13 protein-coding genes are annotated in these 14,523 nt (G+C 49.5%); 5 read left to right on the top strand and 8 right to left on the bottom strand.

What is annotated here, in order from left to right; translation table 11 throughout:
• The first annotated feature begins 9 nt into the window (after positions 1–9).
• From glyQ to OEY58_07900, 5 genes are read left to right on the top strand one after another with little or no spacing between them, the layout of a single operon-like run.
• A complete protein-coding gene (gene glyQ, locus OEY58_07920) occupies positions 10–936 on the top strand; it encodes a glycine--tRNA ligase subunit alpha (GenBank protein ID MDH5325372.1) in 927 nt (308 codons plus the stop codon).
• Positions 937–3,015: a glycine--tRNA ligase subunit beta gene (glyS, locus tag OEY58_07915; GenBank protein ID MDH5325371.1), complete on the top strand. Its 2,079-nt coding sequence runs from the start codon at positions 937–939 to the stop codon at positions 3,013–3,015.
• On the top strand, positions 3,012–3,359 hold the full coding sequence (locus OEY58_07910; protein MDH5325370.1) for a nucleoside triphosphate pyrophosphohydrolase family protein: 348 nt from the start codon (positions 3,012–3,014) through the stop codon (positions 3,357–3,359). The genes glyS and OEY58_07910 overlap by 4 nt, the downstream gene beginning before the upstream one ends.
• A 26-nt stretch (positions 3,360–3,385) precedes the next feature.
• Positions 3,386–3,946 carry a D-glycero-beta-D-manno-heptose 1,7-bisphosphate 7-phosphatase gene (gene gmhB / locus OEY58_07905; protein MDH5325369.1) on the top strand — a complete coding sequence of 187 codons (561 nt, stop codon included), beginning with the start codon at positions 3,386–3,388 and terminating at the stop codon, positions 3,944–3,946.
• A 2-nt stretch (positions 3,947–3,948) separates the two neighbouring features.
• Entirely contained in the window at positions 3,949–4,698 is a 750-nt protein-coding gene (locus tag OEY58_07900) for a 1-acyl-sn-glycerol-3-phosphate acyltransferase (GenBank protein ID MDH5325368.1), read from the top strand.
• 1 nt (position 4,699) lies between these two features.
• Here the strand turns inward: OEY58_07900 and OEY58_07895 are convergent, their stop codons facing one another.
• The 8 genes from OEY58_07895 to bioB all read right to left on the bottom strand — a co-directional run bounded on the left by OEY58_07895 (position 4,700) and on the right by bioB (position 14,469).
• Positions 4,700–5,281, bottom strand: a complete 582-nt coding sequence (locus OEY58_07895; protein ID MDH5325367.1) for an NnrU family protein — start codon at positions 5,279–5,281, stop codon at positions 4,700–4,702.
• Positions 5,282–5,360: 79 nt separating this feature from the next.
• Complete coding sequence (locus OEY58_07890) at positions 5,361–7,925, bottom strand: transporter substrate-binding domain-containing protein (protein ID MDH5325366.1); 2,565 nt, start codon at positions 7,923–7,925, stop codon at positions 5,361–5,363.
• Between the two features lie 123 nt (positions 7,926–8,048).
• Positions 8,049–9,728 carry a monovalent cation:proton antiporter-2 (CPA2) family protein gene (locus tag OEY58_07885; protein MDH5325365.1) on the bottom strand — a complete coding sequence of 560 codons (1,680 nt, stop codon included), beginning with the start codon at positions 9,726–9,728 and terminating at the stop codon, positions 8,049–8,051.
• Between the two features lie 141 nt (positions 9,729–9,869).
• A complete protein-coding gene (gene bioD, locus OEY58_07880; GenBank protein MDH5325364.1) occupies positions 9,870–10,556 on the bottom strand; it encodes a dethiobiotin synthase in 687 nt (228 codons plus the stop codon).
• A 37-nt stretch (positions 10,557–10,593) separates the two neighbouring features.
• The gene (bioC, locus tag OEY58_07875) at positions 10,594–11,460 is read right to left on the bottom strand and encodes a malonyl-ACP O-methyltransferase BioC (protein ID MDH5325363.1); all 867 of its coding nucleotides are present in this window, start codon (positions 11,458–11,460) and stop codon (positions 10,594–10,596) included.
• Positions 11,453–12,223 (bottom strand): pimeloyl-ACP methyl ester esterase BioH, encoded by a 771-nt coding sequence (bioH, locus tag OEY58_07870; GenBank protein MDH5325362.1) that lies wholly within the window; start codon positions 12,221–12,223, stop codon positions 11,453–11,455. Before bioH ends, bioC begins: the two co-directional genes overlap by 8 nt.
• Positions 12,220–13,380 carry an 8-amino-7-oxononanoate synthase gene (bioF, locus tag OEY58_07865; protein ID MDH5325361.1) on the bottom strand — a complete coding sequence of 387 codons (1,161 nt, stop codon included), beginning with the start codon at positions 13,378–13,380 and terminating at the stop codon, positions 12,220–12,222. The genes bioH and bioF overlap by 4 nt, the downstream gene beginning before the upstream one ends.
• A gap of 63 nt (positions 13,381–13,443) precedes the next feature.
• Positions 13,444–14,469, bottom strand: a complete 1,026-nt coding sequence (gene bioB, locus OEY58_07860) for a biotin synthase BioB (GenBank protein MDH5325360.1) — start codon at positions 14,467–14,469, stop codon at positions 13,444–13,446.
• Between the last annotated feature and the right edge of the window lie 54 nt (positions 14,470–14,523).

Here is a 14,523-nt window from a genome sequence, read left to right as displayed (position 1 = left end):
GAAAACACTATGTCTGCATCAAACAAATCCATATCCAGCTTTCAGGACCTGATTTTAGCCTTGCAGGAGTACTGGGCAGAACAAGGCTGTGTGGTTTTACAGCCTTATGATATGGAAGTCGGCGCCGGTACTTTCCATCCGGCCACTTTTTTGCGTGCCATTGGTCCCGAACCTTGGAGTGCAGCCTATGTGCAACCCTCGCGTCGACCCACAGACGGTCGTTATGGCGACAATCCCAATCGACTGCAACACTATTACCAGTTTCAAGTGGTGATAAAACCTTCACCGAAAAACATTCAGGAATTGTACATTGGTTCCCTAAGAATGTTGGGGTTTGATCCCCTGGAACACGATATCCGCTTTGTTGAGGATAACTGGGAGTCTCCCACCTTGGGTGCCTGGGGTTTGGGCTGGGAGGTTTGGCTCAACGGTATGGAGGTCACCCAATTCACCTATTTTCAACAAGTGGGAGGTTTGGACTGCAACCCAGTGACGGGTGAAATCACTTATGGTCTGGAGCGTATAGCCATGTATTTGCAAGGGGTTCAAAGTATTTACGACATAGTGTGGACCGATGGACCTCTGGGGAAAATCACATATGGTGATGTATTCCATCAGAACGAAGTGGAAATGTCCGCATACAATTTTGAGCACGCCGATGTGGCCAATTTATTTGCTCAATTTGATGCTTGTGAGGCCCAAAGCAATTATTTAATCGGCCAGGGTTTACCCTTGCCGGCCTATGAAATGGTGCTAAAAGCTTCCCATTATTTCAATTTGCTGGATGCCCGTCACGCCATCAGTGTCACTGAACGGCAACGCTATATATTGCGAGTACGTGCCTTGTCTCGTGCCGTGGCTCAAGCCTACTTCGATGCTCGGGAAGTGTTGGGTTTTCCCATGTTGCTTTCACCCGAATTAAGGGAGAGCAACTAGATGAGCGTTAAAGACGACTTATTAATTGAAATCGGTACTGAAGAGTTACCACCGAAGTCCTTGCGGCAGTTATCCGCTGCGTTTTCCCAGGGTATCAGTGATGGCTTAAAAAAACTGGGTTTGTCCTATGAGCAATTGCACTCCTATGCAACGCCCAGGCGTTTGGCGGTTTTGGTGAGCCAGTTGGACGCTGCGCAACAGGACAAAATAGTAGAGCGTAGAGGTCCTGCGGTCACGGCAGCCTTTGGCGATGACGGTTGTCCCACGCCGGCAGCCGCCGGGTTTGCTAAATCTTGCGGTGTTCAAGTGGAAGATTTGCAAACCAGCAAAACCGATAAAGGCGCCTGGTTGGTGTATCACAGCGAGGAAAAAGGGCAACCTACCACGGATTTGATTGCTGATGTAGTCAACGCCAGCCTGGACAAACTGCCCATACCCAAACGTATGCGTTGGGGCGATTCTCAGTCTCAGTTTGTGCGACCGGTGCACTGGGTGGTTTTGCTATTCGGTGACCAAGTTATAGAAGCACAGATTATGGGCTTGACCAGCGGCCGGGTCACTCGGGGTCACCGTTTTCACCATCCGGAAACTCTGTATTTGGGCGAGCCCAACGCATATTCTCCATTGTTGGAAACCCAAGGCTTGGTGGTGGCGGATTTTGACACCCGCAAAGAAGCTGTCAGGGCGCAGGTTTTGGAGGCGGCTGCACAACTGGGTGGAACAGCAGTCATCGATAATGATCTGCTGGATGAAGTGACGGCCATGGTGGAATGGCCCATGGCTATCAGTGGTAATTTCGATACCCGCTTTCTGCAAGTACCCACCGAAGCTTTAATAACCACCATGAAAAGCAATCAAAAGTATTTTCATGTGGTGGATGCCACAGGTGCTTTATTGCCCTATTTCATAACCGTTAGCAACATCGCCAGTCTCAAGCCGGAAGTGGTTCGTGCCGGTAACGAACGGGTGATTCGACCGCGCCTGGCGGATGCAGAGTTTTTCTGGAACCAAGACCGGAAACATTCACTGGAGTCGCGTCAGGAACGTTTACAAACCATTCTGTTCCAGAAAAAACTGGGAACTTTATACGATAAATCCCAACGCGTTGCTGCACTGGCGGCGGCTGTTGCCGCTGCGATGGGAGCTGATGCAGAGCAAGCCAAACGCGCAGCCTGGTTGTCCAAGTGTGATTTAATGACGGAAATGGTTTACGAGTTTCCGGAATTACAGGGCATTATGGGTCGTTACTATTGTGCTCACGATGGTGAAGCTGCCGATGTTTGCAGTGCCATGGAAGAGCAATACATGCCGCGTTTTGCCGGTGATTCCCTGCCCAAAACACAGGCAGGTCAGGCACTGGCTATTGCCGATAAACTGGATACCATCGTCGGTATTTTTGGCATTGGCCAAGCTCCCACGGGAAACAAAGACCCTTTTGCCTTGCGTCGGGCGGCATTGGGATTGTTGCGCACCATCATCGAATGCGAGTTGAACCTGGACATTGACCAATTGTTGGATCAAGCCATTGAGTTATTGGGCTCACGTTTGGAAGATAAGGACACCAAAACGAAAGTCTATGATTTTATGATGGATCGTTTGCGGGCTTACTACCAGGAACGCAAAGTGCCGGTGGAGTTGTTTGAAGCGGTGTTGGCCAGACGGCCTGTGCAGCCTTTGGACTTTGACCGCCGTGTGCTTGCGGTAACGGAGTTTCGGCAAATGGAAGCAGCTGAAAGTCTGGCACAGGCCAATAAGCGCAGTTCCAATATTTTGCGTCAAGCTCGGGAAAAAGGCATTGTACTCTCCACAGAGGTGGATCCATCCTTGTTAGAGGATGATGCGGAAAAAGCGTTGTATTCTGCTATCGCGAATCTAACCGGGGAAGTGGCGCCTTTGTTTGCAGCGCACGACTACAGTACCGCACTGACCCGGTTGGCGTCCCTGCAAGCACCGGTCGATCAGTTTTTTCTGGACGTCATGGTGATGGTGGAGGCTGAGTCTTTGCGTAACAACCGCCTGGCCTTAATGGCACAGATGCGGGACTTGTTCCTGCAGGTGGCGGATTTATCCCGATTATGAGCGAGGCTGATATGAATAAAGACTCTTACGATGTGATGCTTGAGCAGGTGCAACAGTTTCACGATAAACACGATTTCAAAAATACCGGAGGAGAAGATCTGGTGTATCGTGTGGCTTTAATGGCGGAAGAGCTGGGTGAAATCTCCGCATGTGTCACTAAGGGTAAAAGCAAGGAGGACTTACAGGAAGAGTGTGCTGATTTGATGATACTTTTAGTGGGAACCGCCATTTCCGCAGAATTCGATTTAAAGCAGGCGTTTTGGGACAAAATGGAAAAACTCAATAAGCGCAATTCCAAGATGATCGATGGTCGCATTCGAGTGTCGGATTTTCGAAATTGCTGAATGATTACTAAAACACGGCTGTAAAGATGAAAACCATCATTTTGGATCGAGATGGCGTCATTAATGCGGACTCGGATAGCTATATCAAGTCGCCGGAAGAGTTTGTCCCAATCCCCGGTAGTTTAGAGGCCATTGCCCGGCTCAATCGTGCCGGCTACCGGGTTTTGGTTGCTACGAATCAATCCGGTATTGCCAGGGGATATTTTGACGAGGCGATATTGGCGCAGATGCACGATAAACTGCGTCGGGGCTTGCAAGCGTTGGGCGGAGAGGTGGCACGTATCGTTTTTTGTCCTCACGGCCCCGACGATGGCTGTTCTTGTCGCAAACCCAAGCCCGGTATGCTGCTGGAGTTGATACAAATCTATGGCTTAAATAGCGCGGATATACCTGTGGTGGGGGATTCCTTAAGGGATCTGGAGGCGGCGGTGGCCGTTGGTGCCAACCCCGTGCTGGTGAAAACAGGCAAAGGTGAAAGAACCTTGGCAAAAATCCGAGACGATTCGGATCCTCTCTGGCAGGATTTACCCGTGTACGATAACCTTGCCGCTGCGGTGGATGATATATTACTTAAAAACGGGGATTAGCCGTGTTATTTATTCGATCCATGTTATTCAATATTTTAATGGTAGTAACCGTGCCGTTTGTTTTGATTCCAGGCCTGTTCACGCTCCCCTTTTCATTTAAGGTTCGTTACAGGGTTTACAGTTCCTGGTCTCTGGGCATGATGTGGTTGGTGGAAAAACTGTGTGGTCTGGGCTATGAAGTGCAAGGTGCGGAAAACATTCCTGCCGGTGCTTGCATTATTTACAGTAAACATCAGTCCACATGGGAAACCATCGCTTTACAAAAGATTTTTCCGCCCCAAGTCTGGGTTTTGAAACGGGAGCTATTGTGGGTACCTTTTTTTGGCTGGGCCCTGGCGATGTTGGGCGTAGTGGCCATTAATCGAAGCTCCGGTCGCAAGGCCGTTAAACAAATTGCGGAACTGGGTAAGCAGCGACTGGAACAAGGAAAGTGTGTGGTCATTTTCCCGGAGGGAACCCGTGTGGCACCCGGTGTGGAAAAGCGTTTCGGCGTCGGCGGTGCTATTCTGGCGCAACATAGCCAGTATCCGCTGGTTCCCGTTTGTCACAATGCGGGCGAGTATTGGCCCCGCCGTGGCATCATTAAGAAACCTGGAACCATTAAGGTGGTTATCGGTAAGCCTATTGATCCTACGGGTAGAAAAGCTGAGGATATGAATGCGGAGATAAAGCAATGGATGGAAGCTGTCTATAAGGAAATTACCACCATGGAGTTTGATTCCGAATCCGGAGCACCCGCCGGTGTATCCTAGTTTAAAAGGGAACTAAGTTAGTGCTTGCAGTGATGACCGCAACGCCGAATAAATAAGGATGTAAAAAAATAAACGCCACATAGGCTGTGGCACCTGCCGCAAGCACGATGAAATCATTTTTTAAGGGAAATTTTTCCTTGGCTTTCCGGGCGCCGCGTAGATTGGCAGAGAACATAGCGATTAGAGCATAAATCCCGAAACTGCCACACAAAATCAATACGTCCCACTCAGAGTTGGATAACATGTGTCCAACGGCCCACAGGAATACCCCCCACAACATGGGATGGCGTGTGTAACGTTTCACGTTGGTTTTCATGTTGGCTGCCGCCATCAAGGTGATAGCAAGTAACATTAGAGCGGCGTTGAGTGATGGCCCCCAAGCGGGAGGTGTCCATGCATGAGCATTGTTGCTATAAATCATACCAACGACAATGAGAATGAGGCCGGTTAAAGAGCTTAAGGCGAATAAAGCCTGGTATTTGCTTGGTCCAAAGGATTCAATCAACGCCGAACGCAGTGAACTGAATGTGGGCAGCAAATGAATTCCCAGAAACACAGTCAGTCCAAGAATTAGCCAAACCATGTTGCGCCTCCCTTTGCATACTGGTTAAGATTACTAACAACTCAATTGACGGAATAATAGCATGGCGTTGTTACGGGAGCTATAATTCAGTGACGGCCTCCTGCAGGACTCGTTTTACATTTCTGTATAATTGGTCAACATCGATAGGCTTGGTGACATAGGCCGCAAAGCCTGCCGCAGCACCTTTGGCTATGTCTTTATCCATGGCATTGGCGCTGACAGCAACGACTTTAATATCTTTGGTACCCGGATTTGACTGTAGGCGTTTTTTTACTTCGTAACCGTCCATTTCCGGTAAGTTGATATCCAGAAGGATCAAATCCGGCCGTTGCGCTTGCGCCAACTCCAAACCCTGCGATGGTGTGTTTGCACACAACAAATGTATGTTTTTTTGAATTCTAAATATTTCCTGCATTAAGATTACATTGCTGGGATTGTCTTCGATGTACAAAATGGTCTTTGGTGAATCAAACAGTTCCCGATTGAGGGGAAACGGTTGCGTGTCTTTGTTGCTTTGGCTGCTGATTTTGGCGGCTTTGGGTATATCTACCCAAAAAGTCGAACCTTTGCCCGGTTCGCTGCTGAAGTCAATACTCCCTTTCATACTCTCAGTCAGTCGTTTACTAATGACCAGACCAATGCCGGTACCTTCCACAGCAGCGGAACTTGGTGATAAGCGATCAAAGGGTTGAAAAATACGGTCCCTAAGTTCGGCTGCGATTCCGATGCCATTGTCAGAAATAAGAATTCGCCAAAAACCATTGATCACTTCAAAATCAATACGGATATAACCGTAAGGACTGTTGTATTTAACCGCATTGGACAAAAGATTCAGGGTGACTTGCTTTAAGCGTACCCGATCGGCGTAAACCGCAAGGTTGTTGCTGTCCGGGTAGTTGGCAACAAACTCAATGTGTTGCTTCTTTGCGGCGGGATTGAGTAAGGTCAAGCATTCTTCAACAATGGGTTTCCAGTCTACCGCTTCCATAGTGAGTCTAAAATTGCCGGATTCTATTTTTGCCAGATCAAGAACTTCATTGATGAGATTAAGTAGATGTTTTCCGGCACTGAGAATTTCCTGGGAATAAAGCTGTGCATTGGCACCTTTCGTGGATTCCAGTTCAATGAGTTGGGCGAATCCCAGTATGGCATTCATAGGAGTACGTAATTCATGGCTCATGCTGGAAAGAAACTCCGATTTGGCCCGATTGGCTCTTTCGGCTTCCTGTTTTGCACTGGCCAGCAGGCGTTGGGTGGACTCTCGTTCAAGAATTTCGTTCTGGAGTTCTTCGGTACGTTCCGCTACCCGCTGTTCCAGTTCGTTGCGGGCGTTGGCCAACTGTTCAGAGACGAGCTTATGCTGAGTAACATCGTGAGCCGCTGCATAAATCGTTTTGTTGTCGGGTGAGCGTATTGCATTCCAGGTTATCCAGCGGTAAGAGCCATCTTTACAGCGATAACGGTTTTGAAAACCGATGGTCTTATGAATAGGGTTGTTCAGGGCAGCCAGTTCGCGGGTGGTATCAGCGACATCGTCGGGGTGTACAAAGGACATAAAGGGTTGGGATTTCAGTTCCTCCAGCGTATATCCCAGTGCTTTCTCCCAAGACGGATTCAGGTCCAGGAAATACCCTTCGCAGCTGGCAATACACAACATATCCAATGATAAGCTGAAATAGTTATCACGTTCTTCGGTGGACTTTTGCAACTGCTGTAAAGTGGCTTCCAGGGCGTCCTTGGTCTGGGTCAGTTTACGATCACGGAATAAGAGTATGACCAGCAAAGCGCTGATAACGGAAACAATAATGGTGGTGACAACAATATAACTCAACTCCTTTTGGGAATAGCCGGATAAGATTCGAGTTCCGTACCACTTATCATAAATTCGCTGGTACTCGCCGCTTTGTTTTATATTGGCCAGGCCTTTGTTGACGATGCCGATGATTTGTCGATCACCTTTTGTTGCAGCCATAGACCAATCCAATTGGCGTACCGCTTCGGGTAGAATTTTTATCTTGTTGACCAGTTTCTGTCTCTGTAAAAAATACAAAGCAATCTCCCGAGGATAGACGAATGCATCCGCTTCACCCGATAAGAGAGCTGTAAGGCCATCAATCGGGCGTTTTACGATGTGGCATTGAATCTGGGGAAATTGCTGCAAATACAAATGACTGATGTGTTTATCCACACATGCAACGGTTTTACCTTGCAAGGATTGAAAATTGTGGATGTCGATGCGGTCCACAGTGGTAAAGATGACTTCAGGCATGGTAATTATTGGCTCGGAAAACTCTAAAAATTCGGTTCTTGCTTCGGAATAGGCCGCATCGTGGATCAGGTCAATTTGTCCGGTTTTCAACCAGTCCAGTACCTCTGTCCACACATCCGAGTGTTTTCTGTTGATGCCGACACCCAAAGATGCCATTGCGGCATCGGAAACATCTCTCCCGAATCCGGCCAGGTGTTTGTTATTATCTAAAAAATTGATAGGTGGAAAATTATTGGTGGAGCCAATGTTAAGATTAAAATTGCAACGGTTCAGGTCTATACAGGTTTCGGGCGTGTCCGCTTGCACGGTTTGGCTACACAGAGTGTATCCAAAGCAGGCCAGTCCCAGTAAGGTGCCTATGGACGTCGGTTGCATAATCCCTTCAATTGAAGTTTTATACCAAATTGGTCAAAGGTACCGAATTATGTGTAAATTGGGAACCGCATTTGCCCGGAAACCGATTGTTTTTTACAGTTTAGGCAAAATTGGGTTTTTTGCCTAATCACTGTCATCTTGTGTTTCATAAATCTGCGATTGGTAAGTAATTCTGAAATCATTCAGCATTTGACTTAATACGGTGTGGTCTATCCCGGAGTGGTCCAATGCCATGCGGGCCAATTCCAGGCTGGCTTCAATGTTTTCCGAAACTATTCCGGAGGCGCCCAAAGCGTGTAGTTGGCGGCATTGTTCCAGGCTGTGTCCACGAGCATAAATGAGTACATCCGGGTAGGTTTTTCGTAGAGCGGCCACCACTTCAAGGGTCGCAACCGGATCATTTAAGGTGACAATAATCAATTTGGCTTGAGCCGCTCCCACCGCCTTGAGTAACTCCGGTTGAACCACGTTGCCGAAAAATACCGGATGTCCTGCCGCGCGGGCTGTCGCCACCAGTGCGGCATCAGAGTCCAGGGCTACAAAAGGTTGTTCGGCAATTTTTAGAATCTCACCGATTCGGTGCCCAACACGGCCATAACCGGCTAATACCATTGGTGTATCCAGTGTGGGTTCGGGTTGTAGAGGACTGCCCTGGTTTTTAACTAGGCGTAAAGCCATATTGGCCAGTGCCGGCGTGATCAACATGCTACTTAAAACCAGCAACAACAAATATTGATATTGGATCTGATCCAGAATGTTGGCTTGAAACGCCAGCGAAAAAACCACTAAAGCGAATTCCCCGCTTTGGGCGAGAATGAGAGAAACGGCCCAACCGGTTCGCCCTTTTTGGCCAAATAAGTAACATAAGGGAAACAATATCAGGATTTTAAGCGCGACTAACCCTGCCAGCATGGCCAAAGCGTTGAGAGGATGGTTGAATAACAATTGCAGATTAAAGGACATGCCCATGGACATAAAAAAAAGTCCCAGCAGCAAACCGCGAAAGGGTTGTATTTCTGCTTTTACTTGGTGACGGTAAAAGGAATCGGAAATGAGCAAACCGGCCAGGAATGCACCCATCGCCATGGACAAACCGGCTCTTTCGGTGAGTAAGGCAATGCCCAGAACAATTAATACTGCAGAGGCGGTGAACACTTCGGGATTTCCCGACAAGGCTACCCGGTGCAGCACCGGGTGCAGTAAATAGCGACCGCTGATGATGACTAGCAAAACTATCACTATGGATTCCAATATGGCCAGACCGATCTCAGCACCCATATTGATTTGAGGCGCCGCTACCAGGGGGATAAGTACCAGCAGTGGTACAACCGCCAGATCCTGCAGTAATAGAATCGCCAGGGAAGTGCGACCGTAGGTGCTGGGTAGAGTTTTCTGTGCAGTCAGTATTTGCAATACAAAGGCAGTGGAGGACAGGGCCAGTGCCGGTCCCACCAACACGGCAGCGCCCAATGGCAGTTCAAACAGCAGGTAGGCCAAGCCCCCCAAAACGGATCCGGTGATCAGTACTTGCAGGGATCCCAGTCCGAACACCATAGTTCGCATTTGCCATAATAGGGAGGGTTTTAACTCGATACCGATAACAAATAATAACAATACCACGCCAATCTCGGCTAAATGTCCAATCTCGTTGATGTTGCTAATGAGCCCTAAACCGGATGGCCCCACAGCAATTCCAGCCAATAAAAACCCGGGCACGGCACCCAGACGGGCCGTTTGTGAGGCTGGAACCGCTATGACAGCAGCGATGAGGAGAATAATTATGTCAACTAAATAAGTAGACATCCAAGTCTCTTGTTATGGATTTTCTTAAAGTCTAGCAAAGATTCGCGTTCTAAACGTGTCGTCGTTTCTGATTTACTCTCCGGGAGGAAGACGTTTACCCTTTTTAGGCTGGGTACGTCCCCGGATTATCAGATCACGGCGTTATCTTAGATTCCCTAAGACACGCCTTAATGTGGTTTCATCTAAATAAGCCTGTGTGGAATCGGGTGCGTATGGGATCCGGCCCAGCAAGGGGCAGTCCAGGTGTTGGCACAGATACTCAATGTTTTCTGCGCTATAGTCGGTGTCGTTTTGGGGGTGGTTGGCGATCCAGGCGGCACAGGACAGATGGTCCGCGCGAATGGCACGTGCTGTGAGTAAACTATGGTTCAAACAACCGAGGCGAATTCCACTGACCATCACCACCGGTAAATTGAGTGCTTGTGCCAAATCTGCGGTGGTATGAGTCGGACTGATGGGTACAGACCAACCACCTACCCCTTCGACGATAACCACATCCGCTTCTGTGGCGATATGTTGAAACCGCTCCAGGATCACAGGTATCTGAATTTCCTTGGCGGCTTTTTGTGCAGCGATGTGGGGAGCAATAGGTTCGAGATAAGCATAGGGGTTGACGGTTTCATAGGGGATATCCACGTTCGCGCAGGTCATCAAAGCTACCGCATCCTCATTACGCAACCCTTTTGCGGTGGTTTCGCAGCCTGAAGCGATGGGTTTCATGGCAGCCACCCGGTATCCCATTTGAATTAATTGGCCTATGATCAGTTGAGACGCGGTGGTTTTGCCAATTCCTGTATCCGTTCCTGTGATAAATAATCCCCGGCTCATACGCGCGCCACCTAACATTGGTTCAACTTACAACATATCATATCAAATCCACCTTGATGGCCGGATTGTTCCGTGCATTATCCCCGGGAGCCACCCAGGCATTGCCGTAGATTACCTCATAGCTTGCGGGCAATACTCCATTACAGCGATACTTCTCGTAGTGTTGCAGCATGGTTTGAAAGCCACGCTTACCTTGCAACGCGGTATTGCGATCCGGTGCAGCATTGCGGGCACCAATGGTTTTAAGATCCCGCATCAGCGTGAGTGCGTCGTGATAGGTCATGGTAAGGCATTCCATATCCATTACAGGGTCGGCAAAGCCGCAACGCAGCAGGGCGTCTCCAATGTCGTGCATATCGATAAATGGATGTACATGGGTGCGGACATCGGCCTGACGCCAGCTGTCGCGCAACTCTTTCAAAGTGTCCGGCCCCAAAGTGGAAAACAGCAAAGTACCGCCGGGACGCAAGATACGTTTGAATTCGGCAAAGGTTTTATCCAGATCGCCGCACCATTGAATGGCCAAGTTAGAGAAAACCAGATCAACACTGTTCGAGGCCAGGGGCAAGGATTCGGCGTCACCGCAAATATAAAACTGGTGCCCCAGACGATGTTTTTGCAGCCAGCCCGTTTTTGCTCGACCTACCAGCAGCATGGAATGAGCAATGTCCAGGTGGATACTTCTGGACTTTTTAAAGTGCCGGCACAATTTCAAGGTAGTCTCACTGGTGCCGGAACCCACATCTACAAAGGTTTGGGGTTGGATGCGCATATACTGCAGTCTTTCCAACAGACGCTGCCCCACTTCGTGTTGCAGCAGAGCGGTGGCATCATAACGAGGGGCCGATTGGTCAAAGGAACGGCGAAAAACCTGTTTAATCAATTTGGGTAAGGCTTTATTCATAAATAAATGCTTCAATTTGTTCAGCAAACTCATCCAGGTGAGATAAAAATGGTCCATGACTGGTGCCTTTGACGCAATGCAATCGCGCATTGGGGATTAACTCCTGCATGGCCTGCGATGCGGCTAAGGGGGCCAAACGGTCTCTTTCTCCGGCAATAATCAGCGTGGGACAGTGGATCTGGGTTAAGTGAGCACGCAGGTTTTCAGTTTGTAGTAAATACAGACCTTGCTCCAGTGCGTGGTGGCAAGGCTCCCCATCTCTGAACACCCTCTGTCTCAAGGTACGGATTTCGTCTCGTGCACTTTCGCTGCCAATGGCTTGCACTGCCAGAAACTGCAGTACCGTATCTCGATATGCCAGTTTTAAGTCGGTACCGAATTTATCCAGGGTTTGCTTTTCCATGGCATGGGGCCAATCCGGTCCGCTAAAAAACTGGGGTGAAGTGGCGGTGAGTATGAGCTTTTTGATTTTTTCCGGGTATTGTAGTGCCAATTGCATAGCTACCATGCCGCCCAGCGACCAACCGAGAACGTTACAGGAAGGTTCCAGTAAGGGCGCCAGAGATGTCGCCAGGTTTTCCAGCGTATAGCGTTGTTGTAGGGTGTTGGGACTGCGGCCATAACCGGGCAAGTCCACCCAGGTGACCGTGCAGTGGGCTTGGAGTTTCTCCTGCACATTTTCCCATATGTTGCCACCAATACCCCAACCATGCAGTAACAGCAATGGTGCTCCGGAGCCGCGACTGTCGCTGTACAGGCTCATGGCTTGCTGAGTCCGCTCATGGCTGTTTCCAGTGCTGCCAGCAGTTGCTCCACATGCTGTTCTTCATGGGCGGCGCTAAAGGTAATGCGTAAGCGGGCACTGCCTTTGGGTACGGTAGGAGGCCGTATGGCACTGATCCAGATGTTTTGTTGCATCAATGCCTCGCTGAGCTGCATGGCTCTGGCGTTGTCACCGACGATCAGTGCCTGAATAGGGGTGTGTGAATCGGTTAACTCAAACCCCAATTGTTGTGCCCCGCTTCGAAAACGTAGCACCAGGGATTGCAGTTTTTCCCGGCGCCAATCGTCACTGATCGAAAGTCTGAGTGCCGCTCGGGTGGCTTCGGCAACTGCTGCGGGCATGGCTGTGGTGTAGGTGTAACTGCGGCTGGTTTGAATCAAAGTTTCGATTAATTCTTCACTACCGGCAATAAAAGCACCAAAACTGCCCAGGCTCTTGCCCAGGGTTCCCATGAATATGGGAATTTGTGCTTCGGAATAGCCATCGCAGCTGCCCTTGCCGTGTGTGCCGCATACCCCCAGGCCATGGGCATCATCCACCATAAGCCAGGCCTGGTGTTGTTGTGCCAACTGCACCAATTGCGGTAGCGGTGCTGTGTGTCCATCCATGCTGAACACCCCGTCAGTGGCAATAAGCTTGTCGCCGGTGGAACTTGTTTTCAACAACAGCCGCTCTAAGGCTTGCGTATCGCGATGGGGGTAACGCTGCAGTTTCGCATCACTTAAACGTCCGGCATCGATTAACGAGGCGTGATTGAGCTTGTCTTGGAATACAACATCCTCTTTATCGGTTAAAGCACAAATGGCTCCTAAATTGGCCATGTATCCGGTAGAAAACAATAAGGCACGGGATCGACCTGTGAACTGGGCCAGTTCCAGCTCCAGTTGGTGGTGGGCCCGGGTGTGGCCGCAAATTAAATGAGAGGCACCGCTGCCGCTGCCGTAAATATCGGCTCCCCGTTGCAGTGCTTTCACTACCTCGGGGTGGTTAGCCAGGCCCAGGTAGTCATTGCTGCAAAAATTAAGGGTTCGGCCCTGCTCCAGCTCCAGCCAGGGTCCTTGGGGTCCCAGTACCAAACGGCGCTGCCGATACAGGTGTTGTTCCCGGCGTTGTTGCAGTTGTTTTTGTAACCGCAATTGTAACTTTCGCTGTAGTTTTTGTTGCAACAACGCCGATGTTTGAGTGGATGCGGGCAATGACTACAGCGTCTTTTGTTGGTCACGTCGCTGTTGGGTATCGCCTCTGGGGCGTAAATTTTGATCCCGTAACATTTGCAAATCGTCTTCCACCTGCCTGCCTTTGGTGGTGAGGTAGTCTCCGATCATGACACCGGATGCGCCGGCCATGAAAATCATGGCTTGCAAATCTCCCAGAAACTGGCGACCGCCGGCGATACGAATTTCGGCTTTGGGCAGCATATAGCGATAAACTGCGATGCATTTGAGAATTTCCATGGGTTCCATGGGTTGCTGTGTCGCCATGGGAGTGCCTGCTTGCGGATTGAGAAAATTCAGCGGCACGGATTCTACTCCTAACTGGCGCAAGGTATGGGCTAATTCAATGCGTTGTTCCAGGCTTTCACCCATACCTAAAATGCCACCGGCACAAACCCGAAGCCCCGCATCACGGGCATGTTGGATGGTGTCAATGTTTTCCTGATAAGTGTGGGTGGTGCACACATTATCAAAGTAACTCTCGGCACATTCCAGATTGTGGTGATAATTTTCCAAGCCTGCATCTTTTAAGAACTGGGCACTTTCCCGGTCCAGTACACCCAGGCTGGCACAACGGCCGATGTCGCTGTCCTGCTCCAAGGTTTGGAAGTATCGACTTAACTGATTTTTTTCCTTCTGCGAGCGTACGCCCCAGCCTTTGGAGACCACACCAAAGTCACTGGCTCCCCATTGGCGCGCCTGCTTGGCTTGAGCGCTTAGGGTATGGGTGTCTATATAGTTGTATACTGGTGCACTGGTTTGATAATGACCGCTTTGAGAGCAAAAAGAGCAGTTTTCGGAGCAGTTACCGGAACGTACGTTAGAAATGGCACAGACTTCCACTTCATTGCCGCGGAAGGTTTTGCGTAAACGATCGGCACCGGCCATGAGCCAGGGCAGATAATCGCTATCCAGGCCGATCATCCAGTGGGCTTCTTCCAGTGTCATTTCGCCACCGTCCAAAATGCGATGTGTGATAGCATCAATGCGGTCGAATTGAGTTTGGTCCATGACTTTGGCTCCGATGATGAATAAGAGCATGAATCTTAGCCGGAAAACCGCGAC

The sequence above is a fragment of the Gammaproteobacteria bacterium genome, from assembly GCA_029882975.1.
Taxonomy (GTDB): Bacteria; Pseudomonadota; Gammaproteobacteria; order SZUA-152; family SZUA-152; genus JAJDNG01.
This window is presented reverse-complemented; position numbering and strand designations above follow the sequence as displayed.